Source organism: Embleya sp. NPDC020886 (assembly GCF_044333915.1).
In the GTDB taxonomy this organism is placed as follows: domain Bacteria; phylum Actinomycetota; class Actinomycetes; order Streptomycetales; family Streptomycetaceae; genus Embleya.
Window position 1 is genome coordinate 223,504 of the sequence record NZ_JBIRRX010000007.1, and the last position, 23,521, is coordinate 247,024.

The 23,521-nt window shown below is 70.5% G+C and carries 20 protein-coding genes; 10 read left to right on the forward strand and 10 right to left on the reverse strand.

What is annotated here, in order from left to right:
- The first annotated feature begins 17 nt into the window (after positions 1-17).
- The 4 genes from ACH4U8_RS25095 to ACH4U8_RS25110 are packed head-to-tail and all read left to right on the forward strand — an operon-like array spanning position 18 to position 4,171.
- Positions 18-1,082 (forward strand): NAD-dependent epimerase/dehydratase family protein, encoded by a 1,065-nt coding sequence (locus ACH4U8_RS25095; RefSeq protein ID WP_395780307.1) that lies wholly within the window; start codon positions 18-20, stop codon positions 1,080-1,082.
- 48 nt (positions 1,083-1,130) lie between these two features.
- The gene (locus tag ACH4U8_RS25100) at positions 1,131-2,225 is read left to right on the forward strand and encodes a dihydrodipicolinate synthase family protein (RefSeq protein WP_360313444.1); all 1,095 of its coding nucleotides are present in this window, start codon (positions 1,131-1,133) and stop codon (positions 2,223-2,225) included.
- On the forward strand, positions 2,209-3,270 hold the full coding sequence (locus tag ACH4U8_RS25105) for a hydroxyacid dehydrogenase (RefSeq protein ID WP_395780309.1): 1,062 nt from the start codon (positions 2,209-2,211) through the stop codon (positions 3,268-3,270). The genes ACH4U8_RS25100 and ACH4U8_RS25105 overlap by 17 nt, the downstream gene beginning before the upstream one ends.
- 49 nt (positions 3,271-3,319) lie before the next feature.
- On the forward strand, positions 3,320-4,171 hold the full coding sequence (locus ACH4U8_RS25110) for a fumarylacetoacetate hydrolase family protein (protein ID WP_395780311.1): 852 nt from the start codon (positions 3,320-3,322) through the stop codon (positions 4,169-4,171).
- A 67-nt stretch (positions 4,172-4,238) separates the two neighbouring features.
- Here the strand turns inward: ACH4U8_RS25110 and ACH4U8_RS25115 are convergent, their stop codons facing one another.
- The 4 genes from ACH4U8_RS25115 to ACH4U8_RS25130 form a co-directional block, all read right to left on the reverse strand.
- Positions 4,239-4,634 carry a RidA family protein gene (locus ACH4U8_RS25115; protein ID WP_360313424.1) on the reverse strand — a complete coding sequence of 132 codons (396 nt, stop codon included), beginning with the start codon at positions 4,632-4,634 and terminating at the stop codon, positions 4,239-4,241.
- Positions 4,635-4,980: 346 nt separating this feature from the next.
- Positions 4,981-6,756 (reverse strand): Cys-Gln thioester bond-forming surface protein, encoded by a 1,776-nt coding sequence (locus ACH4U8_RS25120; RefSeq protein ID WP_395780313.1) that lies wholly within the window; start codon positions 6,754-6,756, stop codon positions 4,981-4,983.
- A 259-nt stretch (positions 6,757-7,015) separates the two neighbouring features.
- Entirely contained in the window at positions 7,016-8,464 is a 1,449-nt protein-coding gene (locus ACH4U8_RS25125; protein ID WP_395780315.1) for an APC family permease, read from the reverse strand.
- Between the two features lie 57 nt (positions 8,465-8,521).
- Positions 8,522-9,817, reverse strand: a complete 1,296-nt coding sequence (locus tag ACH4U8_RS25130; RefSeq protein ID WP_395780317.1) for a zinc-binding dehydrogenase — start codon at positions 9,815-9,817, stop codon at positions 8,522-8,524.
- A gap of 177 nt (positions 9,818-9,994) precedes the next feature.
- On the opposite strand from ACH4U8_RS25130, the gene ACH4U8_RS25135 reads away from it, so the two are divergent.
- Both ACH4U8_RS25135 and ACH4U8_RS25140 read left to right on the forward strand, forming a co-directional pair.
- Positions 9,995-10,636, forward strand: coding sequence for a helix-turn-helix domain-containing protein (locus tag ACH4U8_RS25135; RefSeq protein WP_395780319.1), 642 nt, complete (start codon positions 9,995-9,997; stop codon positions 10,634-10,636).
- Between the two features lie 166 nt (positions 10,637-10,802).
- On the forward strand, positions 10,803-11,504 hold the full coding sequence (locus ACH4U8_RS25140; protein ID WP_395780321.1) for a transcriptional regulator: 702 nt from the start codon (positions 10,803-10,805) through the stop codon (positions 11,502-11,504).
- Positions 11,505-11,598: 94 nt separating this feature from the next.
- Here ACH4U8_RS25140 and ACH4U8_RS25145 read toward each other — a convergent pair whose 3' ends face one another.
- Both ACH4U8_RS25145 and ACH4U8_RS25150 read right to left on the reverse strand, forming a co-directional pair.
- Positions 11,599-12,405, reverse strand: coding sequence for an anti-sigma factor family protein (locus ACH4U8_RS25145; protein WP_395780323.1), 807 nt, complete (start codon positions 12,403-12,405; stop codon positions 11,599-11,601).
- Positions 12,402-12,962 (reverse strand): sigma-70 family RNA polymerase sigma factor, encoded by a 561-nt coding sequence (locus ACH4U8_RS25150; RefSeq protein WP_395780324.1) that lies wholly within the window; start codon positions 12,960-12,962, stop codon positions 12,402-12,404. Before ACH4U8_RS25150 ends, ACH4U8_RS25145 begins: the two co-directional genes overlap by 4 nt.
- 347 nt (positions 12,963-13,309) lie before the next feature.
- Here ACH4U8_RS25150 and ACH4U8_RS25155 point away from each other — a divergent pair, with 347 nt between their 5' ends.
- Positions 13,310-14,281: an ATP-binding cassette domain-containing protein gene (locus tag ACH4U8_RS25155; protein ID WP_360313408.1), complete on the forward strand. Its 972-nt coding sequence runs from the start codon at positions 13,310-13,312 to the stop codon at positions 14,279-14,281.
- Positions 14,278-15,078, forward strand: coding sequence for an ABC transporter permease (locus tag ACH4U8_RS25160; RefSeq protein WP_360313406.1), 801 nt, complete (start codon positions 14,278-14,280; stop codon positions 15,076-15,078). Before ACH4U8_RS25155 ends, ACH4U8_RS25160 begins: the two co-directional genes overlap by 4 nt.
- Before the next feature lie 516 nt (positions 15,079-15,594).
- Here the strand turns inward: ACH4U8_RS25160 and ddaH are convergent.
- A complete protein-coding gene (ddaH, locus tag ACH4U8_RS25165; protein WP_360313404.1) occupies positions 15,595-16,440 on the reverse strand; it encodes a dimethylargininase in 846 nt (281 codons plus the stop codon).
- A 1,266-nt stretch (positions 16,441-17,706) separates the two neighbouring features.
- Between ddaH and ACH4U8_RS25170 the strand changes: the two genes are divergently transcribed.
- Positions 17,707-18,399: an LmbU family transcriptional regulator gene (locus ACH4U8_RS25170; protein ID WP_395780326.1), complete on the forward strand. Its 693-nt coding sequence runs from the start codon at positions 17,707-17,709 to the stop codon at positions 18,397-18,399.
- A 703-nt stretch (positions 18,400-19,102) separates the two neighbouring features.
- Entirely contained in the window at positions 19,103-20,452 is a 1,350-nt protein-coding gene (locus ACH4U8_RS25175; protein WP_379990206.1) for a lysine N(6)-hydroxylase/L-ornithine N(5)-oxygenase family protein, read from the forward strand.
- Positions 20,453-20,537: 85 nt separating this feature from the next.
- On the opposite strand, the gene ACH4U8_RS25180 is transcribed toward ACH4U8_RS25175, so the two are convergent.
- The 3 genes from ACH4U8_RS25180 to ACH4U8_RS25190 form a co-directional block, all read right to left on the reverse strand.
- On the reverse strand, positions 20,538-21,410 hold the full coding sequence (locus tag ACH4U8_RS25180; RefSeq protein ID WP_360313398.1) for an SAM-dependent methyltransferase: 873 nt from the start codon (positions 21,408-21,410) through the stop codon (positions 20,538-20,540).
- A gap of 191 nt (positions 21,411-21,601) precedes the next feature.
- Positions 21,602-21,754: a hypothetical protein gene (locus ACH4U8_RS25185; protein ID WP_395780328.1), complete on the reverse strand. Its 153-nt coding sequence runs from the start codon at positions 21,752-21,754 to the stop codon at positions 21,602-21,604.
- 137 nt (positions 21,755-21,891) lie between these two features.
- A complete protein-coding gene (locus ACH4U8_RS25190; RefSeq protein ID WP_360313394.1) occupies positions 21,892-23,391 on the reverse strand; it encodes an MFS transporter in 1,500 nt (499 codons plus the stop codon).
- Between the last annotated feature and the right edge of the window lie 130 nt (positions 23,392-23,521).

Sequence of the window (23,521 nt, forward strand, 5' to 3'; positions counted from 1 at the left end):
CATCCGTCAGGAGAGAGGTGGCTGTAGCTGTGGCCGAAGCGAAGGGCACACCCGCGGGACTCGCCTTCCCGGACGGCGAGGCCGCGTTGGAGGAACTCCTCGCGACCCCGTCCGCCGCGCTGATCGCGGACCTGGCCGAACTCGACGGCGACCTGGTCGTGCTCGGCGCGGGCGGCAAGATGGGCCCGAGTCTGTGCCGGCTGGCCCGCCGTGCGCTGGACGCGGGCGGACGCGCCGACGTGCGCGTGTACGCGGTCTCGCGCTGGTCGGACCGGGCGGCGGCGAAGGCGCTGGAGGCCGACGGTGTGCACACCGTCGCGTTCGACCTGATGACCGGCGACCCGGCCGAACTCCCGGACGCGGGCAACGTGGTGTTCATGGTCGGCGCCAAGTTCGGCTCGGCCGGCGCCCCCGAGCACGCGTGGGCCGTCAACGCCGCACTGCCGGACCGGATCGCCCGCCGCTACCCCGACGCGCGGATCGCCGCGTTCTCCACCGGCAATGTGTACCCGCTGGTGGACGCGGGCTCCGGCGGCAGTGTGGAGACCGACCCGGTCGGGCCGGTCGGCGAGTACGCGATGTCGTGCCTGGGCCGCGAGCGGGTGTTCACCCATGCGGCCACCACGCGCGGCACCCGGGTCGCGCTGATCCGGCTCAACTACGCGGTGGACCTGCGCTATGGCGTGCTCGCCGACATCGCGGCGGCGGTACACGCGGGCGCACCGGTGGATGTGACGACGGGTCAGGCCAACGTGGTGTGGCAGGGTTACGCCAACGAGGTCGCGCTGCGCTCGCTCGGGCACGCGGGCACACCGTTCACGGTGAACCTGACCGGCCCCGAGACCGCGTCCGTACGACGCCTCGCGGCGATGTTCGGCACCGAGTTCGGCCGGGAGGCGATGGTGACCGGAGCCGAGTCGGGCAGCGCGTTGTTGTCCGACGCGAGTCTGTGCCACGAGTTGTTCGGCTATCCCGAGGTCCCCCTGCGCACACTCGTGGCCTGGCAGGCGGACTGGATCCGGCGCGGGTATCCGCTGTCCGGCAAGGCCACCAAGTTCCAGGTTCGCGACGGAAAGTTCTGAGGCATCGTGATCAACTCCGCAACGGACAACCCGAGTCCGGTCGGCTCGATGGACCCGGTCGATCCGGCCGGTGGGCTCGACGCGGTCGGCTCGACCGACGCGGCGGCAGGCCCGCGCACGCCGATCGAACTGCTGCTCGAAGGCACCGTGATTCCCGCGCACCCGTTGGCGCTCGACGCCGAGGGCCGCTTCGACGAGCGTCGGCAGCGGGCGCTGACCCGCTACTACCTCGCCTCCGGCGCGGGCGGCCTGGCGGTGGGCGTACACACCACGCAGTTCGAGATTCGCCGGCCCGAGGTCGGGCTGCTCCGGCCGGTGCTGGAGCTGGCCGCCGAGACGGTCGCGCGCGAGGCGGGCCGCCCGGTGGTGCGGGTGGCGGGCGCCTGCGGGTACACCGCGCAGGCGGTGGCCGAGACCGAACTCGCCGCCTCGCTCGGCTACGACGCGGTGCTGCTCAGTCCCGCCGTGCCGGGCGCGGACGAACAGGGCCTGTTGGACCGGGCGCGGGCGGTCGGCGAGGTGTTGCCGGTGATCGGCTTCTACCTCCAGGACGCGGTGGGCGGCCGGTTCCTCACCCCGGAGTTCTGGCGCGCGTTCGCCGACATTCCCAGTGTGGCGGCGATCAAGATCGCACCGTTCGACCGCTATCGCACCTCGGACGTGCTCGCGGCGGTGGCCGACGCCGACCGGGCCGACGAGGTCGCGCTGTACACGGGCAACGACGACGCGATCATCACCGACCTGCTGACCCCGTATCGGGCCGGCGACCGGCCGCGCTGGTTCGCCGGTGGGCTGCTCGGCCAGTGGGCGGTCTGGACCTCCAGCGCGGTCACGCTGCTCGACCGGGTCCGCCGGGCGCGCGCCGGCGATCACCGCATGATGGTCGAACTGCTCGGTCAGGCACCCGAGTTGACCGACGCCAACTCGGCGGTCTTCGATGTGCGCGGCGGCTTCCGCGGCTGCATCGCGGGCGTGCACGAGGTGTTGCGCCGGCAGGGGTTGCTGGCCGGGACCTGGTGCCTGGACCCGGCGGAGACCTTGTCGCCGGGACAGGCCGAGGAGATCGCCCGGGTGGCGAAGGCATATCCGTGGCTGACCGACGACGCGTTCGTGGCGGAGCACCTCGATGCCTGGCTCGCCTAGTCCGACGTGGGCCGCCGGGCCGGGCGCTCGCGCCGCGGTCGTGCTGGCCGTCCCGCCCGGGTTGCGCGCGGAGTTCTTCGGCGCGCGGGACCCGGCCGGGCCCGGGGGAGTGGCCGAGCGGCTGCGGGACCTGGCCGAGGTGCTGCCGGTGGACGATCCCGCCGACGTCGACGCGCTGCGGGCGGCCCTGGCGGGGGCGGACGTGCTGGTGTCGTCGTGGGGCATGCCGCGGTTGACCGGCGAGTTGCTCGCGGCGGCGCCCCGGGTCGGGCTGTTGGCGCACACCGGCGCGGCGATCACCCCGTATGTGGGCGCGGACGCGTTCGCCCGCGGGGTCCGGGTGACCCAGGCCGGGCAGGGCATGGCCCGCTCGGTGGCCGAGGTCGCGCTGACCTTCACCCTGGCGCTGTTGCACCGAACCCATCGCTACGACCACGCGCTGCGCGGGGGAGGCGACTGGGCGACGGCCTCGGTCGCGCCCGAGCGGCACGAGATCCTCGGCAGCCGGATCGGCGTGGTCGGCGCGTCGCGCACCGGGCGGGCGTACATCGAGGTGGTCCGCGCGCTCGGCGCCCGGGTACAGGTCACCGACCCCACCCTGAGCGCCGCCGACGCGGCCGACCTCGGGGTCGAACTCGTCGAATTGCCGCGACTCCTGGCCACCAGTCGCATCGTCGCGCTGCACGCACCGTCGTTGCCGGAGACCCGGCACCTGCTCGGGGCCGGCGAGTTGGCCCTGCTCGCGGACGGCGCCGGGCTGGTGAACACCGCGCGCTCGTGGCTGGTGGACGAGCGGGCGCTGCTCGCGGAGTTGGCCACCGGTCGCATCGACGCCGCCTTGGACGTGTTCGACCGGGAACCGCTGCCCGTCGAGCATGCGTTCCGGGGGTTGCCGAACGTGCTGCTGACGCCGCATCGGGCCGCCGGTACGGTCGAGTGCCGCCGCCGGCAGGGCGACATCGTGCTGGCCGAGGTGCAGCGCTACCTCACCGGCGCCGCGCTCGACCACGAGGTCGGCCCGGACGCGCTCACCCGGGTCGGCTGAACCCTCCTTCACCTTCCATACCGACACCTTCACCCCTGGAGAGACCACCGTGCGCCTGATGCGCGTAGGCGAACCCGGCAACGAACGCCCCGTACTGTTCGCCGCCGACGGCCGCCACTTCGACCTCGGCCGGCTCACCGCCGACATCGACGGAGCCTTCTTCGCCTCGGACGGCGTCCGGCGGGTCCGCGAGGCCGCCGCGGCGGGCACCCTGCCCGAGCTCGACGTCGCGGGCCTGCGGGTCGGCGCACCGGTGGCCCGGCCCGGCGCGGTGCTGTGCATCGGTCAGAACTACGCGGCACACGCGGCCGAATCCGGCGCCGAGCCGCCGAGCACGCCGATCCTGTTCTACAAGACCCCGCACACCGTGGTCGGGCCCTACGACGACGTGTCGATTCCGCGCGGCGCGGTCAAGACCGACTGGGAGGTCGAACTCGCCGTGGTGATCGGCCGCCGAGCCCGCTACCTCGACTCGCCCGAGGAGGCGTTGGCCCACGTCGCGGGCTACACGATCAGCAACGACGTGTCCGAGCGGGCGTTCCAGCTCGAACAGTCCGGCGGCCAGTGGTCCAAGGGCAAGAACTGCGAGACGTTCAACCCGCTGGGCCCGTGGCTGGTGACCACCGACGAGGTCACCGACCCGCAGACGCTCGGGCTGCGGTCGTGGGTCGGCGGGGAGATCCGGCAGGACTCGACCACGGCCGACATGATCTTCGACGTGGCGTACCTGATCCACCACCTGTCGCAGTATCTGGTGCTGGAACCCGGCGACATCGTCAACACCGGGACGCCGCAGGGGGTGGCCCTGTCCGGGCGCTTCCCGTATCTGGTGGCGGGCGACGTGATGGAGCTGGAGATCGATCGGCTGGGGCGCCAGCGCTCGCACCTGGTCCCGGCCTGACCCGTTCGTGATCGGCGCCGGCCGGGGTGGTTCACCCGGCCGGCGCCTTCGCATGTCGGGGCGCGGGTCAGGGGCGCACCGCGACCGCGTCGACCTCGAACAACATCTCCGGCAGGGCCAGCGAAGCGACACCGCTGAGCGTCTGGGTCGGCGGCACGTCACCCCAGATCGCCCCGATCGCCTTGCCGAGGATGGCCAGTTTGTCCGAGTCGTGATCGACGATGTGGGTGCGCAACTGCACGATGTGGCTCAGGTCCAGGCCGACGGCCGCAAGGGCGATCCGCAGGTTGTCGAAGGACTCCTCGACCTGCTCGGCGAAGTCGTCGGTGCTCACATGGCCGTCGGCGTCCGACGCGTACTGTCCGGCGACGAACACGAGTTCCCCGGATGCCACGGCGACGTGGCTGTAGCCGAAGTGCACCGGGTCGTGCAGGCCGTCGGGGTTGATGATGCGGTGCGACATGGTCGGGGTCCCTCCGAAGCGAACGGTCGTCGAGTACAGGTCGTCCAGGGGTCGGATCATTCCCGGCGACGGTGACAATCGCGGCCGTCGGAGTGCCCGCGTCACAATCTTGTACCAGTCGAGTTCTTTCGAATTATCGAGCCGTTTCGGTGCCCGCCAGGGAAATGAATCGTGCTGTCGACAAAGCACGGATTGCATTCGCGGGAATACGCATGGGAATCGCGCCCGGCCGGCCGGCCGAAAACGACAAGGGCCCCGCCGGGTCGGCGGAGCCCTTGTCATCGGATCGGGTCACCTGGTGACTCGGCCCGGTTCAGCGGTCGTGCGGTTGCCCGGGTCGAGGACGTCAGACCTGGTGGCGACCACGGCGGCGGTTGAAGTAGATCGCGCCGCCACCGGCCGCGAGCAGTGCGGCGGCCGCACCGGCGATCAGGAAGGTGGCGGAGTCGTCACCACCGGTGTTGGCCAGGTCCTTGCCCTTGCCCGCGGGGGCGACGGGCAGCCACGGCACGACAACGGCCGGGTCGTCGGTACCGGGCTCCACGATCGGCTTGGTCGGCCCGGTGCTGCCGCTCGGCTGCGCGCTGGTGGCCGGCGGCGCCGAGGAGGTCGCGGGGGCGGACGTGGTCGTCGGCGCGCCCGTGGTCGCGGGGGCGCCCGTACCCGGGCCCTGGCTGGTGGTCGGGGCCGCACTCGTCGGCGGCGCGGACGAGGTCGCCGGTGCCGAGGTGGTCGGCGCGGCGCTGGTCGCGGGGGCGGACGTGCCCGGGGCCGGCGGCGCGGTCGTGGTGGGCGGCTTCGGCGTGGTCGGCGGCGTGGTGTTGACCGGCGGCAGGCTGGTCGGCGGCAGGCTGGTCGGCGGAGCCGTCGTCGGCGGGACGGTCGGCGCCTCGACGCAGTCGAGCTTGTTCGTGTAGGTCTGCGAGTAGTTGCCCGGACCGGTCACCTTGATGGTGTAGTCGGTGTCCTCGGCGACCTTGACGAAGTGCGTCTTGGTCGAGCTCGGCGGCACCTTCACCGTGGTGCCGTTGACCTTGAAGTCGGCCGGTCCGTCACCGGAGTTCTTCAGCGTGACGGTGACACCGCCCTCGACGCAGTCCTCCTTGGCCGCCGAGGAAGGCACCGGGACGGGCTGGTGGGACCACTTGACCTGGGCCGAGGCACTGGCCGAGAACGGCTGCGAGCCCGCGGTGATCAGGGTCTGGGTGTGCTTGCGGTTCTTGCCCAGGAACACCCGGCCGATGTTGATGCCGGCCTTGGTGGTGGCCGAGATCTTGGTCTCGCCCGGCGTCTTGGGCGCCTTGACGTAGAGCTCGGTGCCGTTCGCGGCCGTGTTGATCGGGTTGCCGTCCTTGCCCACCAGCGAGGCGCCGGCCGGGACGTTGCCGTCGAGCTTGACCGCGACCGGGTCGGTGCCGGAGGTCGTGACGGTGATCGGACCGACGCCCGGAGTGTCACTGTCGTTGCCCGACTTGGTGGTCGGCGACAGCTCCAGCGCGGCGCCCGGCTCGGTGGCCAGACCCTTGTTGGCCGGGCCGGTCAGGTAGGCGTAGAGGGCGTTGACGTCCTCGTCGTTGCTGCTGCTCGCGTCGACACCGTTGCTGTAGTGCCAGATCGCCGCCTGGGTGGCCGCGACGGCCTCCGCCGCGTCGAGGTCGTAGAACTTCTTGTCCTTGTCCTTGCCCCGGCCCTTGTGCAACGGCAGACCCGCGGTCTTGGCCAGCGCGTCGAGGTCGGCGGTCTTGGGGTACGAGTTGTTCAGCACCCAGTTGATCTTCGCGACCTTCGCGGTGTCCTGGAGCCAGGACTCCCCCCAGGTGCCCTCGCGGTACTCCGCCTGGTCCTGGACGGTGGTGTCCAGGTCGATGCAGTAGACCAGAACCTCGGGCGTCCCCCGGCGCTCCTGGCTGAGGATCATCAGCTCGGTCTGCACGCCGAAGGGGAAGCCCTTCAGGCGGACCGAGCCCTCCGTGTCGTCCACGTGACCGCGGAAGCGGAGCTTGGTGCCGGCGTCGGCGTCCGCGTGCGCGGTGGGCGCCAGGCCCACGACCGCGACCGCGGCCAGTCCGGTGGCGACGAACGCCGAAGCCACGCGGGATATACCCCGCTGCGTCTTATGCATGAAAGAAACGACTCCTCGCGAAAAGGCGGCCCCCGCTGCCCGGGTCTGTCACCGGGATCCCCACCCCTGGGCCGCCGAACGCAAGAATCGTGGTAGCGCGAAGTTTAGTCAATTCACGTCCAGGGAAATCCGGCCGCGAATCGGAATCCGCCCGGCGGCGTATCCGGGCATTGATTACCATTTGCCGTTTTTGATGCCGATGGGCGTCCGTCGCGCCCGCCGCCCCCCGAGCGGGCGGCGGCGGGCGCGACGGAACCGGCTACGCCGCGTCGTCGGCGAACGTGCCCGCGCGGGCGGCGCGTTCCGGGTCGCGGGCGCGCAGGACCGCGTAGCCGGCGATGCCCACCACCAGGGCGCCGACGAAGACGTACGGCAGCACGTTGAGCGGGGATTCCGGGACGGGCCACAGGTTGCGGTAGAAGACGTAGACCATCGCCGCCGCGCCGATCAGGCCCAGGGCCCAGGTGATCGCCAGGGCCCGGGCGCCCGTCCTGCGGACGAACAGCGGCGCGGCCAGACAGACCAGGACGTACGACAACATGTAGCCGAAGACGCCGATCGTGTCGATGTACGTGGTCGCGTCCAGGCCGTTGGTGCCGGCGAGCACGACCGCCACCGTCGGGATCGCGACGAAGGGCGTGACGACCAGGATCGCCGCCGAGGGCGTCTTGTGCGTCGGGTGCGCGCGACCCAGGCGGGCCGGCACCACGCCCTCCCTGGCCATGCCGAACAGCAGTCGGGCCGCGACCGTGACGCAGGCCATCACCACCGCCAGGAACGAGGCGGCGAAGCCCGCGTGCAGGAAGAACTTCAGGAAGCCCAGGCCGGAGAGTTCGGCCAACTCGTCCATCGGGTCGGCGCTGGCCACCAGGCCGTCGGGGCCGCCGAAGCCGACCACCTGCGCGTAGGTGGCGAACATGTACAACAGCCCGGCCAGCAGCGCGCTGCCCATCACCGCACGCGGGATCGCCTTGTACGGGTCGGTCGCCTCCGCGCCCAGCGAGGCCGCGCCCTCGAAACCGACGAAGCCGAGCACGCCCAGGACCACCGCGAACACGACGCCGTCCAGGGTGCTGCCGCTCAGGGTGAGTTGGTCGGTGTCGAACAGGTCGTTGCCGCTCTTGAAGAACACCGCGAGGAGCACGACCACGATCAGCACGATCGAGATCACCTCCAACGTCGCCGCCACCCGCGCCGCGGTGCGCACGCTCGCGATGGTCAACCGCACCGCGATGGCGGCCAGCAACACGTCGAGCAACACCTGACCGGCCACGCCGGTGAAGGCGCCCACGCCGATTCCGTCCAGCGCCCGGCCGGTGTAGTAGCCGGCGCCCGCGAGCGAGCCGGAGCCGATGCACACCGCGCCGATCAGCAGCGCCCAACCGGTCACGAACGCGCCGGCCGGTCCGAGCGAGAGCCGGGTGAAGGCGTACAGCGAGCCGGTGCCGGCCCGGCGGCGGGCGAACACGCAGATGCAGTACGCGATCGCCAGCACCGCGGCCATGGCCAGGAAGAACGAGAACCACGCGCCGTTGCCCGCGGACGCGGCCATGCTCGCGGGCGCGAACGCGATCACCGCGCTGGGCGCGACGTTGGCCACGCTCTGCGCGCCCACCTCGAAGGTGGTCACGCTGCGCCGGGCCAGGCCGTCGTCGGGCGGGCCGGAGTGGGTGCCGGGGGAGGGGAGCGAGGCTGCGGATGCGGGCACGGGTGCTGCCTTTCCGGACTTTCCGGCCGAATTGCCTGGGGTGAGAGTAGTCATCGGTCAGCCCTCGCGCTTGGTGGGGTCGTACGCGGACGGGGCGTGCGTGGTGGAGCCGGAGGCGGACCGGGGCGCGACGTACGCGGTGTACGCGTCGTAGGCCGCCGAGTCGGAGCCGGCCACGCCGGCCTCGGCCGGGTCGTGGGGCGCCGGCCGGTAGCCGGTGATCAGCAACTGCCGCAGGGCACGGCCCTCGTTCAGCTCCGCGAGGGCGTCCCCGGCCTCCTCCAGCGGACGCCGGGCCGAGATCATCGACTCGACGTCCAGGAAGCCGCCGACCACCAGGTCGACCAGCACCGGGATGTCGCGGTGGGCGACCACCGAGCCGTAGTTCGAGCCGAGGATGCGCTGGTCGGCCTCGGCCAACGCGAGCGGGTCGAAGCGGGCGGTGCTGCCGGTCGGCGGGAGGCCGACGATCACCGCCGCGCCACCTTGACCGAGCGCGGCGATGGCCTGCTCGGTGGTGGCGATCTTGCCGATCGCGTCGAACACGTAGTCCAGGCCCTCCGGGACCAACGTGCGCAGCGCCGCCACCGGGTCGACCGCACTCGCGTCGACGGTGTCGGTGGCGCCCAGCGTGCGCGCCAGGTCGAGCTTGTCCGCGACCACGTCCACCGCGACGATCCGGCCCGCGCCGGACAGCCGGGCGCCCTGTACGCAGGAGAGCCCCACGCCGCCGCAGCCGATCACCGCGACCGTCGCGCCGGCCTCCACTCCCGCGGTGTTGCGGACCGCGCCCACCCCCGTGGCGATCGCACAGCCGACCAGGGCCAGCGCGTCCAGCGGCGCGTCCTTGCGCACCTTGATCGCGCCGGAGGCGGGCACCACCACCCGGTCGGCGAACGAGGATACGCCCAGGTAGTGGTGCAGTTGCTCGCCGTCGGTCGAGCTCAGTCGGCTGGTGCCGTCGTACAGCACGCCCTTGGGCGCGACCACCTCGGCGACCAGCGAGCACGCGGCGGGCCGGCCGGCGAGGCAGTAGCGGCAGGCGCCGCAGGCCGGCACCCAGGACAGCACCACGTGGTCGCCGACGGCCAGGCCCGAGTCCTCGGTGTCCGGCCCGAGCGCGGTCACCACGCCGGAGCCCTCGTGGCCCAGTACGACCGGCATCGGCACGTCCCATTCGCCGCGCACCACGTGCAGGTCCGAGTGGCACACGCCGGCCGCGACCACCGCGACCTCGACCTCGCCGGAGCCGGGCGGGGCCAGCACGAGATCGGTCATGGTCAGGTCGTTGCCGGGGCGCAGAACCACGCCGCGGACGCGGTCGGCGGGTGCCGGGGAGGGGATGGTGCTCATGGCTGCTCCTGGCTGGACGAGGTCGCGTTTAGTAGCGCTAAACTTTCGTCAAGGTTTTACAGGAGTAAACTCGTGGCGTAAAGACCCCCGAGCAGGGTGAATCCGAACCTTTACGGACCGCTCGGCGGTCGCGGAACGGTGCGCTGAAACGACGGGAGGACGGGTACCGTGTCGCGCGTGCCAGCACATACCGGAGCAGAGTCCGGCGCAGAGCCCGCGGCCACACCCGCCGCCAAGGACACCTCCAGTCGGATGTCCCGGGTCGGCCCGCGCCTGCGCGAACTGCGCCTGGCCCAGGGGCTGACGCTGGTCCAGGTGGCCGGCGCCGCCGGGGTGACCAAGGGCTTTCTGAGCCTGGCCGAGCGCGGCAAGGCGTCGGTGTCCGTGCCGACCCTGCTGCGCATCTGCGACGCGGTCGGCACCAGCATCGCCGCCCTGTTCGACTACCCCGACCAGGACGTGGTGCGCAGCGGCATCGGCGCCCCGCTGGAGATGGGCGGCATCGGGATCGAGGAGTTCCTGTTGACGCCGGCGGAGGAGACGCACGTCCAGGTGATGCGCACCGTGCTGAGCCCGGGCGGCGGCTCGGGCGGCGCGTACGCGCTGGAGGCCGAGACGGTGTTCGCCTACCTGGTCCGCGGCAGCCTCGAACTCACCGTCGACGGCGCCGTGCGACATCTGGGCGCGGGCGACTCGACCACGTTCTCCGCGCGACTCGAACACGGATGGACGAATCCGGGCGAGATCGAGGCCGAGGTGTTGTGGTCGATCGCGCCGGCGCTGCCGCGCCATGTGACCAAGCTACGGCCCAACCGGTAATCATCGGTTGCCGATCGGTTGCCGCTCGCTTGCCGACCGGGGTCGATCGAGTGCACACCCGGTACGGACCGGGTGCCGGCCCGATGTCCCCCGGACGCGGGCCGGTTCGCCGTGTTCCCGGAGACGTCGGCACCACGCCGGCGCCGAGGCTTTCTATGCTTGCCGCGTGACCGACCCCAATGACCTCGATGTCCGACCGGCGTTCTCGCCGTCCGCAGCCGCCTCCGCCCGGGGGGTGATGGCGCTAACCTGCGAGCGTGTGGCCGCGACATTGGCTTCGTACGAGCTGCGGGTGCTGCCGTCGACCGTGGCCCAGTGGGAAGCCGGGACGGAACGCCCGAACGAAGCCGAACTGCTCGCCCTCGCCAAGTCCTTGGTCGTCCCCGTGAGCCAACTCATGGGCGGCCGACCGAGCAATCTCCAGGACCACCGGATCGCGGCCGGCCTCACCCGCGCCCAACTCGCCAACCAGGTACGGATGAAGGAGATCGGCTACGCCCGACTCGAACGTGCGAACAAGTGGCGGGCCGACGAGCAGCGGACCGGCTTCCTGGTCCGCGCCCTCGGCCTGTCGATGCGTGACCTGGCCGAGGTGTCCGGCGTCGGCCCCGAACTGGAAAACCTGCTCGCCGAGGCGGTGGTGGGTCGCTGGAAGACCCAACTGCCGGATATCACCCGGTTGATCGGGATGCGCCGCAAGCGCATCGGCGAGGTGCTCGAAGCGCTGAGCTCGGTCTTCCCGGAGGGCATGGACGTGGCCGACGTGCCGCGGGCCGCGGTGGTCGAGCGGTTCTGGGGGCTGCTCGGCGACCCGGTCGCGGACCCGGGCGCCCCGGGCGTGTGGCTGCTGCAAGGACGATTCGCGTAACCGACCCCGAACCGAACGGTCCTGCCGTCCCGTCGGATCCGACGGGACGGCAGGACCGTTCTTTGTTCGCGCCGGGCGCGTCCGGCGGCACCTACTAGACCGGTACGCCGACCAACGTTCCGCCGTCGGCGATGCGGACCTCGAAGCGGGCGAGTTGGTCCGCGGGCGTCCAGGTGCCGGTCCGGATCACCAGGGGCGCCTCCGAACCCGGTACACCGTAGCCCTTCTGCGGGACCGTCCAGCCGGAGATCTGCTGTTCCTTGCCGTCCTTGCCGATCGCGACCAGCGAACACCGCAACGGACCGCGAACGTTGCGCAGTTCGAGCGCGAGGTTGGTGCCCCAGCCCTTGCTCTCCAGTGCGATCCGGGCGGCTGCCCCGGTGCGCGGATCGGTGGCCTGCAGCGTCGTCCCGTTCTCGGCGATGGCCCGGAACGGGTCCGCCTGCTGCGCCGAGGTGGACGAATCCTCCTTGAGCCAGGTCCGGCCGGCGAGCACGCCCGCACCCAGACCGATCACCAGGAGCGCGACGCACGCGGCGACCAGGAGGGCGAGCCGGGGGGTGCGTCGGGCGTTGCGCCGCGCGGCCGATTCGTCCACCGGACCCGGGCCGGCGACCGGCGGCGGGGCAGCGGTCGGTTCCGGCGTCGGCACCGGGACCGGTCCGGGTGTCCACGCCGGTCGGGTCGGCGCCGCGGGTGCCGGTGCCGCCGGCTCCGGCAGTTCGTACACGCCCTCGTCGCGCACCTCGGTCAGCAGCGTGGCCAGACCGGAGAAATCGGCCAGCTCGTCGAGACAGCGGTCGCAGCCGGCCAAATGCTCCTCGAACGCATCCCGGTCCGCCGGCTCCAACAGGCCGAGGGCATACGCGGCGACATCCGCATGTTCGGGTTGCACGCTCATGCCGACACACCCCTCTCCTCCAGGACGAGCCGCAGCGCGCGCAGCGCGTAGTACACGCGTGACTTCGCCGTACCCGCCGGGATGCCGAGTACCTCGGCCGCCTGGTTGACAGTACGGTCGCGGAAGAACGTTTCGATCAAAATTTCCCGGTGCGATGTGGAAAGGGCGTCCAGCGCGTCGCCGACCACCACCGAGCGCAGCAGCCGATCGACCTCGTCGCCGGTGGGCAGCGTGGCCAACGGCTCGTCGCCGACCTCCGGCGGACGGGCCGCGCGGGCCCGCTGCTCGTCGATGACCAGCCGGCGGGCGACGGTGACCAGCCAGGGCAGCAGCGGCGCGGCGGGATCGAGCTTGGTGCGATTGCGCCAGGCCCGGACCAGCACCTCCTGCACGCTGTCCTCGGCCCGCTGCCGATCGCCACCGTTCAGTCGCGACACGACCGCGAGCAACGGCCGCGAGTACTCGCGATAGAGCATCGTGACGAACTTGGTCTCCTCGTCCGAGCCCGGCGGGTCGGAACCCGGCGGGCCGGACCCCGGCACGTCCACATCGGACATTCGCGACCGGCCTCCTCCCGTAGCCGAGATCCGCATCCCGGAGCAGGCAACACCCTAGGGGGCGCCTGCCTGCCGCCATGGCGCCATCCCTGTTTCGGCCATCCGACCAGGCACGATGCGAAAATGACGCCACTTTGGCTCCATGGGGTTCACTGTGGCGTCAAAAGTGTGCCATGCTGGCCGCAACGGACCTCCAGGGTCACCGGAAGCGGTTGTTGTGGTCGGATCGCCGCCGGATTGCGACCCGATCACGGACCGATCGGTACTTGGCACCACCATGGCGCCGCGGCACTGCCATGCCGGCGCCGAACCATTCGACAGATCCAGGGAAAGGAAGGGTGGGCGCGATGACCGCCACCACCACTCGGATCGCCACCCCGGGCGGAATCACCGCCCGCGGGGTGCGCAAGTCCTACGGCGACAAGGTCGTGCTCGACGGCATCGACCTGCACATCCCCGAGGGCACGATCTTCGCCCTCCTGGGTCCCAACGGCGCCGGCAAGACCACCACCGTGCAGATCCTCACCACGTTGATCGGCGCCGACGCGGGCGAGGCGCGGGTGGCCGGGCACGACCTGCGGACCGACCCGGACGGGATCCGCCGGGAGATCGGCGTCACCGGACAGTTCGCGGCGGTGGACAACCTGCTCACCGCCGAGGAGAACCTGCTCCTGATGGCGGACCTGCACCACCTGGACCGGCGGGAGGGCCGGCGGCGCGCCGCCGATCTGCTCCACCGCTTCGACCTCGCCGCCGAGGCCGGGAAGTCGGCGTCCACCTTCTCCGGTGGCATGCGACGCAAGCTCGACCTGGCGATGACCCTGGTCGGCCGCCCGAGTGTGCTCTTCCTCGACGAGCCGACCACCGGCCTGGACCCGCGCAGCCGGCGGGTGATGCGGGACCTGATCCGCGATCTGGTCGCCGACGGCACGACCATCTTCCTGACCACGCAGTATCTGGAGGAGGCGGACCAACTCGCGGATCGCATCGCGGTGTTGGACCACGGGAGGCTGGTTGCCGAGGGCACCGCGGCCGAGCTCAAGGGGCGCATCCCCGGCGGGCACATCCGGGTGTTCTTCGCCACCGAGCGGCGCCTGGACGCGGCGGCCGCGCTGTTCCCCGGCGCGCTGCGCGACAACGAGGAACTCGCCCTGCAAATCCCCGGCGACGGCAACATCGCGGCCCTGCGCGACGTGCTGGACGCGCTGGAGTACGCCGGTGCGGAGGCGCAGTCGCTGTCCGTGCACACCCCCGACCTCGACGATGTCTTCCTCGCCCTGACCGGTCGGCCCGAGTCGTCCAAGGAGAACGCGCGATGAGTACTTCCACCTATGCGGTACGCGACTCGATGACGATGTTGCGCCGCAACCTCAAGCGCGCCCGGCGCTACCCGTCCATGACGCTGTCGACGGTCATCACCCCGATCCTGATGTTGCTGCTGTTCGTCTACGTGTTCGGCAACGCGCTCGGCAACGGCATCGAGCTGCCCGGCGGCGGCTCCGGCCGCGGCGACTACATCGACTACGTCACCCCGGGCATCATCTTGATGACGGCCACCTCCGGTGCCGTCTCCACGGCCGTGTCGGTGTGTTCGGACATGACCGAAGGCATCATCAACCGCTTCCGCACCATGTCCATCTCCCGGGCCTCGGTGCTCACCGGTCACGTGCTCGGCAACGTCATCCAGACCATGATCGCGCTGGTCATGGTGACCGGCGTCGCCTTCGCGGTCGGTTTCCGGTCGAACGCGACCCCGATCGAATGGCTGGCCTCCATCGGCCTGTTGCTCCTGCTCGCCTTCGGGTTCAGTTGGCTCTCGGCCGCGATGGGCCTGGGCGCCTCGACCGTGGAGACCGCGAGCAACGCGCCGCTGCCGCTGACCTTCCTGCCGTTCCTGGGCAGTGCGATCGTCACGCCCGACTCGATGCCCACCGGGCTGCGCTGGTTCGCCGAATACCAGCCGTTCACCCCGATCAACGAGACGCTGCGCGGCCTGCTCCTGGGCACCGGGATCGGCAACGACGCCTGGATCGCCCTGGCCTGGTGCCTCGGCCTGGCGTTGGTCGGCTACCTGTGGTCGCGCTCGATCTTCAACCGCGAGGCCCCGAAGGTGTAGGCCCGTCACCGTGTCGCACGATGCCGAAGGGCTCGGCCCGTCACCAGGTGACGGGCCGAGCCCTTCGGCATCGTCGCGCGCTCGGGGTGCCCCGAATTCCGGCGGATTTCTCGGCCGGCGGTATTTCCCGGGCGATGACCCGGTTCCTCCTGTGACCGGCCGGCCGCAGGAGGAACCGGGCCGCCGACGGGAATTGCCCGGGCGGAGGCATTTCCCGACGGCAGTCGATGGGTGGAACCGATGATCAGCCTTGTCCGGCCGGCGATTCGGGTAATTCGGTGCGACCCGGCCGCAGGGGTCGCACCCGAACCCCGCCGACTTCCCGATCCGTATTCCGACACCCGCTCCGGTGAGGCGAGCGTACTTCCCGGTCGGAATTCGGTGACCGGAAACGACGGTCGGTCGAGTCGGCCGCGAACAATTGGGCCCACCACGAATCCTCGGCGCCGCCGGCGGGGGCTGTCCCGTCGACGGGACCCGGTACCGAACGAGCGCCCCGCCCCGCATCGGGGCCGCTCAGCGGCGCAGTTCGAGCGTGCAGCACTTGGCGTTGCCGCCGGCCTTGAGCAACTCGACCAGGTCGATCCCGATCGGGACGTAGCCACGTTCGCGGAGCTGCGGGCCGGCGAGTTCGACGGCGCGTTCCGGCAACAGCACGTGTCGGCCGTCGGACAGCGCGTTGAGCCCGAAGACGACCGCGGTGGCCTCGTCGGCCAGGATCGCGTCGGGGAAGCGCTCGGCCAGCAGCCGCCGGCTGTCGGGGGAGAACGCCTGCGGGTAGTACATGATCTCGTCGGGGCCGAGCACCGTGAGCGCGGTGTCCAGGTGGTAGAACCTGGGGTCGACCAAGGTCAGGCTGAGCACCGGGATGCCGAAGAACTCCCGTGCCTCGTGGTGCCCGCGCAGGTCGCTGCGGAATCCGGAGCCGGCCAGCAGTTCGCCGCCCACGTAGAGGAAGTCGCCCTCGCCCTCGTTGAGGCTCTCGGCCTGGCGTACCTCGGACCATCCGTCGGCGCGGAACCAGTCGAGGTACGCCTGCGATTCGTCGGCGCGCTGCGGGTGGCGAAACCGGGCGACGAGCACCTTGCCGTCCACGACCGTCGCGCCGTTGGCCGCGAACACCATGTCCGGGAGACCGGGCACCGGTTCGATCAACGCCACGTCGTGCCCGAGCGCGACGTAGGCATCGTGCAGACCCTTCCACTGGGCCGACCCGGTGTCCGCGGAGGTGGGCACCCGCGGGTCCATCCACGGATTGATCGAATACGTGACATCGAAGTAGGTGGGCCGGCACATCAGGAAACGCCGCGGCCGAGCCGTGCGGTTGCCGTCCGAAGTCGCCTGGGTGTTTGTCTGGGTCACTTTGATTCCCTTGTTCTCCGCGATTTGTGTCCGGGGTGAAATCAATGCCGATGCGAAACGGTGTGTTCGACCGGACGGAAACACGGCGTTCGCCCGATGCAGGCATGCCGGAAAGGAGCGGGATCGCCGCGGGCCGAAGTTAGCACGAGGTGTGGGCCGCACTCGTCCCGTTGACGGGACAACCACCTGCAATTGATATTCGGGGATTTCATCGGAGTCGATTCGGGTAATTCCCCCCGGCGTTCCGTCGGGCGCTCGGTCGGGGTGCGGGCGGGTGCGCGACGGGGTGCGCGACGGGGTTCGCGGGCCGGGCCGAGGTCGTCGCCGGCGGGCTGCGGCGAGCCGGGCCCGCATCTGCGGATCGCCCACCGGCCGGCCGACTCGCCCGGTGGTGGGTCGACGCCCGACCCGGCCGCGTCCGGTGCGGTGCACAGGCCGGGAACCGCCGCGGAGCCGAGCGCCGGCCCGGTTCGGCGCGGATCCGGGCCGGCCGAATTCGATCGATCGACGCGCGTCGCCGGCACTCGAACGGGGCACCGAAGAATCCGTCCGGATGGTCGAAGTCATTCCCCATGCGGCCCGGTCGTGAATGTGCGATGACACCCGCCTATCGGTGCCGTTAGGACCGCGTCAAGACGGCCGGGTTTTCGAGCCGCAGCAGGTACGCGCCCTTATAGTGACCGGCCCCGCGAACTCGCTCGATCCGATCACCCCGGCCATGTATGGAAACAACTTGGTTGGTCAAATCTTTTTTCGCCGGTTGTGGAATGAGACGATCGACTACCCGGCGACAGTGGGCGGTATCGTTCCGAAACGATCAGCGGCCGTTTCCTTGATTTCCGGGAGTTGCTGGGATCTACTCGGGTAGGCCGTCGAAGAGGCCCACTTTGAATGTGGATCTTCGGGAGACGGCAAGGCGTGACGCCGGTAGCCGCAATGCCAACGGGGATCTGCAAAGAGGCGAACGGGGCAAGTCGTTGATGCACGCATTCGTACATATGTCCACCATGTCCGACCGCGCGATCCCAAGGATCGCGTGGCACGGTCGTACGCAGGTGGAGCCCAGGTCGTCGAACATTCGGCCGGGAGCGATCCGAGAGTGGCCTTCGGGTCCGATCGCGCCGATGGGATCGATGGTCGACCGAATGTATATCGGATATGTCTGGTATGCACCCGTGGTGGGACTCCCCGTGGCAACGAACTGCGCAAGAGCGGCACGGAATCTGCGCAACATTCGCTTGTTCGAGCGTGCACTCACATGGAGGCATGGTGGCGAATCAAACCAGAAATCATGAAATCGCGAGAGAGACGCAGCTTCGCTCGGGCCCGGGGGTCGTCGCCCGACCGCGGAGAGCCATCGGGGACCATCCGCACTGCGGTCGGCTGCTCACCACAAAAGTGGGTCTGCAAATACCTGCCGATATGACCTTCGAAGACTGGGAGCAGGCCGGTCGCAAGCTGTCGGGAATCCTGGATTCCTCGTCGTGGTGGCTCGGCGACTGGTTGGTATACGGCAAGGACCACTATACCGATCTGTACCAGCGGGGGATACGCGCGGCCGGATTAAGCTACCAGACGCTAAGGAATTATGCATGGGTTTCGAGGCGTTTCGAGTTCCATCGCAGGCGGTCGGCACTGAGTTTCCAACACCATGCGGAATTGGCCTCGTTGCCGCTCGCCGAACAGGAACTGTGGCTGGACCGCGCGGAAGAGATGAAGTGGACCACCAAACAGCTTCGCAACGCCATCCGTGACGTCCGGGCGGCGACCGAGGGGCAGGACGGCCGGCAGGCCGAGGCGACGCGCCGGCTCGCGGTGCCGGGCGATCGCATCCAGTGGTGGCACAAGGCCGCGGAGCAATCGGGGATCGACTTCGAGCAGTGGGTGCTCGCGACGCTGGACAACGCCGCCGAGCGGGTCCTGGAGGACGTCGAGGAGCAGACGGCGGTCAGCGCCTGACGGCAGGTGATCGAGGCACAACGGGGTGATCGTGGACAGTGCACCGCCCGGGGCGGTGCAACGCACCACGATCCCGGGGCCCGTGCTCGCGAGCACGGGCCCTTCGGTCGTTCTCCGGAACGGGTCCGGCTTCGGCTGCCCGGCCGCCCGGCAATTCGTCGATCGTCCGCCGAGCCCGGAATACCCGGCGGGTGTATGGCGAAAGGGGCGTCCGCCGAGCCGGCGTCCGGCGCCGGTTACCAATTGATTACCACGGATCGGCTCGACCATCCATGAACGGCCCGGTTCGCGATACCGCCGGGTAACGAACACGCGGGAACTCACCCGCTCGGTAATCCGGTGCGCCATGTCGCGGAGCATCCTGGCTTCGTGTGCCCGGGCAGTGGTTCGGTACCCGGGTGGACGATCGGGCCGGCGGACCGACCGGAGCGTTGTCCCGTCGGCGGGACGGCCCCGGCGGTCGTATTGCGGACCGAGCCCCTTGAAAGGTTTGCCCGGCCCCCCTACGTTGGAACTGCGGTGCCCCCAGACGCAATATCGAATGCGTTTCTCCCGTATGGCCGGTCGAGAGATTCGGGAGCATGGGCACGTCGGACAATGGTTATCCTGAATTCCCGACCAGGGTCCTCTTATCGGTTTCCGTGACCGACCCGCCGAAGATACGGAAGTCCCTGTCGCCGCCCTGCTAGCGGGAGAGTTTTCTATGGGCACTTTTGCACGCGAGATCTACGACGTGGTGGGCATCGGGTTCGGCCCTTCCAATCTGTCGTTGGCCATTGCGCTGGACGAGTATCGGTCCGCAGGTCCGGACGATCCGTCACAGCCGTCGGCGATGTTCTTCGAACGACAGCCCGCGTTCGGCTGGCATCGCAATATGCTGTTGCCCACGACGACCATGCAGATTTCCTTCATGAAGGATCTGGCCACGTTCCGCAATCCGGTGTCGAGCTTCGGCTTCGTGTCGTTCCTGCATGCGTCCGGTCGGTTGACGCAGTTCGTCAACAACCAGGACTTCTTTCCGACGCGCCAGGAATTCCACCAGTACCTGGAATGGGCGGCGGCCCGCTTCACCGACCGGGTCCGCTACGGCACCGAGGTGACCGGGATCCGGCGGCCCGCGGCGACCGAGGGCGACGCCGGCGAGCCGTACGTGGAACTGGAGGTCCGCAGCGGCTCCACGACCCGGGTGGTGGGCGCACGCAACGTGGCCGTCTCCACCGGCCTGGTGCCGCGCATGCCCAAGGGTGTGCAGCGCGACGAACGTGTGTGGCACAGCTCGGAGTTCCTGGACAAGTTCGGTCGGATGGACCCGGCCGGGCTCAAGTCCGTGGCGGTGGTCGGCGCGGGTCAGAGCGCGGCCGAGATCACCCGCTATCTCTACGACGAACTGCCGCACGCGCAGGTCTACTCGATCATTCCGTCCTACGGCTACTGCGTGGCCGACGACACCCCCTTCGCGAACCAGATCTTCGACCCGGGCGCGGTGGACACCTACTACTTCGGGACGGATCGCTCCCGCGAGGCGTTCTGGCACTACCACCGGAACACCAACTACTCGGTGGTCGACGACGAGGTGATCCGCGACCTGTATCGGCGTTCGTACGACGAAGAGGTGCGCGGCCTGGACCGGTTGCGCTTCCTCAACCTGACCAGGGTCGACCAGGTCAAGCGGGCCGGCGACGAGACGCGGGTGTCGCTGCTGTCCCTGCCGACCGACGAGACGCCGGAACTGGACGTGGACGCGATCGTGTTCGCCACCGGCTACGACGCGATGGAGCCGACCGCGCTGCTCGGCGACCTCGATCGATACTGCCTGCGCGACGACACGGGTCGGCATCGCGTCGCCCGGGACTACCGGCTGGTCACCACGCCCGAGTTGGGCTGCGGCATCTACCTCCAGGGCGGTACCGAGCACACCCACGGCCTGACCTCGTCGCTGCTGTCGAACCTGGCCGTGCGCAGCGGTGAGATCGCCGAATCCATCATCGGCCGGCGCGCCGAGCCGATGGCGGAGCCACCGCTTCGCCGGGTGGTCGCCGGCGAGACCGGGTGATCCCCTCCATCCGGGAGTCGCGGCCCGTCGGCGATCCCGACGGGCCGTTCCCGGCTCGGACGCGGCTGTCCGGCGCGGTGCACCGTCAGGGCTTGATGCCGACCGCGCCGTAACCCCAGACGTTCTCCACCGTGTCCAGGGGGTGGTCCGGCTCCGCGTCCGGGTTCCAGTGGGTGCGCAGACCGGGGTCGACCAGGTCGAAGCCGGCGAACAGCGACAGGATGTCGTCGTGGCCGCGCATGGTCATCTCGGCGGAGGCGTTCTTCCATCCGTCGGCGCCCTTGCGGCCCTGGTTCGGGTCGGCGTCGAAGGACGCGTGCGAGAGCAGCAGCATGCTGCCGGCGGGCAGCGCGTCGCGCAGTCGGGCGACGATCTCGTGCGGCTTCTCGTCGTCCCGGATGAAGTGCAGTATGGCGACCAGCATCAGCGCGACGGGCTCGCCGAAGTCGATCACCTCCAGCACCTCGGGCGCCGACAGGATGTCCTGGGGCGAGCGCAGGTCGGCCTGGGTGAAGGTGGTCCGGCCGGGTCCGGCGTCGGCCATCAGCGCCCGCCCGTGCACCAGCACGATCGGGTCGTTGTCCACGTACGCCACCCGGGCGTCCGGGGCGATCTCGTGCGCCACCTCGTGGGTGTTGCCCGAGGTGGGAATGCCGGTGCCGATGTCCAGGAACTGCCGGATGCCCCGGCGCGCGGCGTAGCGCACCGCGCGGCGCAGGAAGAGCCGATTGAGTTGCAGGGTGACCGGCAGGTCGGGAATGGCGGCGACGATGGTGTCCGCCGCCGCGCGGTCCACCGCGAAGTTGTTCTTGCCGCCCAGCAGATAGTCGTAGATCCGGGCGGTGTGCGGAATGCTCGTGTCGATCCGTGCGGGCAACCGACTCTCGACCTCGTCGAGGCGGGGCAACCGCCAGGTCTCGTCGTCGTCTCCCGCGTCCCCCGCCGGTATGGATGTCACGTTCGCCTGCCTCCGCACCACCGATTCCCCGTTTTCGCCGAGCGTACTGTGGCCATTCGCGGTTTGGGATCGCGCCGAAGGCGCTGTGGGGGAATCGATACACGGCCCGGGTCGCCGGGCGGTCGACTCGGGCGGGCGGTGCCGGCGATCGGCCCCGTGGCGCGGACCGCCGGCACCACCCTGCTCGGGGGTTACTCGGGCATGCCCTCGTCGACCCAGCGGGCGAAGGCGTCCACCCGGTCGGCCGGCCAGGGCCCGTCGCACGGCATGGTGCCCGCACGCAGCCGGGCCAGGATCGCCTCGGCATGCGCGCCGACGCCGGCGTGCGACCACAGGTCGAACATGGCGCCTGGTACGGCCGTGAGCCGGCGGGCGCGCCGATCCCGGCGAACTGGCCGTACCGCACCGCGTCGCTGATCCGGTGCGCCCTCGGCGGCACGATCCCCCCCGACACCCCACCGCCGTCCACCCCGGCCACGCCCTAAGGCGAGTCGATCGGCTCCTCGTCGCGCGGCCGGCGCGGCAGCAGGAACGCGGTGAGTACGACGAGCGCGAGTGCGGCCACGACCACCCACAGGGTCTGTTCCAGCGCGTGCGTGTACGCATCGGCCCGATCCGCGGCGTCCGGTGCGGCGGCGGCGTCGAAGAACACCGTGCCCAGGATCGCCACCCCCAGCGTGGCGCCGAGTTGCTGGTTGGCGTTCAGCACGCCGGACGCCGAGCCGGTCTCGTGCTCGTCGACGCTCGCCAGTGCGATGTCGAAGAACGGGGCGAGCACCAGGCCCATGCCGATCCCGACGACCACCAGGGACGGTGCGAGCTGCCCGGCGTCCACGTCGGCGCCCACCCGATGCAGGGTCAGGGACAGCGCGGCCACGCCCACCGCCATCACCACCGCGCCCGCGTGCAGGACGGTCCGGCCGAACCGCGGCACCAGCACGGCACCGGCGGCCACCGCGCCGAGCACCACGCCCAGCGCGATCGGGGTGCTCGCCAGGCCGGCGTGGATGGCCGACCAGCCCAGGCCGATCTGGAGGAACAGGCCGAACACCAGGATCAGTCCGTTCATCGCGGCGAAGAACACCAGGCCCACCGACAGGCTGCCGGTGAACGCCCGTTTGGCGAGCAGGCTCGGTACCACCAGCGGTGATCCACCGGCTCGCGCGATCCGCCGCTGCCACCAGGCGAAGGCCGCCAACACCGGCAACGCGCCCGCCATCGAGGCGAACGTCCAACCGGGCCAACCCGATTCGCGCCCCTGGACCAGCGGATACACCAACAGCAGCACGGCGGCCGAGACCAACACCATGCCGATCGGGTCGAGCCCGGGCCGCCGCGGCGCCCGCGATTCGGGCACGTAGCGCAGCGCGCCGAGGATGGCCAACACGCCCAGCGGCACGTTGATCAGGAAGATCGCCCGCCAGCCGGTGCCCGCGGGATCCGCCTCGATCAGCGCGCCGGCCACGATCGGGCCGCCCACCGAGGCCAACGCCATCACCGGCCCGAACAGGCCGAAGGCTTTGCCGCGTTCGGCCGGCGCGAAGACCGACACCACCACCGAATACGTCTGCGGGATGGTCAGCGCGGCGAACAGGCCCTGCACCGCGCGAGCCGCGATCAGCAGCCCGATGGACGGCGCGACCGCGCACAACGCCGAGGTCGCGGTGAAGCCGCCGAGGCCGATCAGGAACATCCGGCGGCGGCCCAGGATGTCGCCGAGCCGACCGCCGGTGATCAGGCCGACGGCGAAGGTCAGCGTGTACGCGGCGGCGATCCACTGCAGCCCGGTCGAACCGCCGCCCAGGTCCGCCCGCACCGACGGCGCGGCGACCCCGACCACGGTCGCGTCGAGCAGGTCCATCGTCTCGGCCAACAGGGCCACGGCGAGCGCCGCCCACCGCCGCGGATGGGGCACGGCCTCCGTCACCGAAGGCCGGTCCGGGGCCGGCGGGGCGCCCGACGGGAAGGTGCTGACATCCATGACTCTCCTCGACGAATAAGGTTCGTACCGAACGAATGTCGTTCGGTGGAACGATCGCTGTTCGTTCCAGGAGTCAGTGTTCGGGTCAACTACGCTGTTCGCAACCCCCGATCGAAACAGGACGGCAACA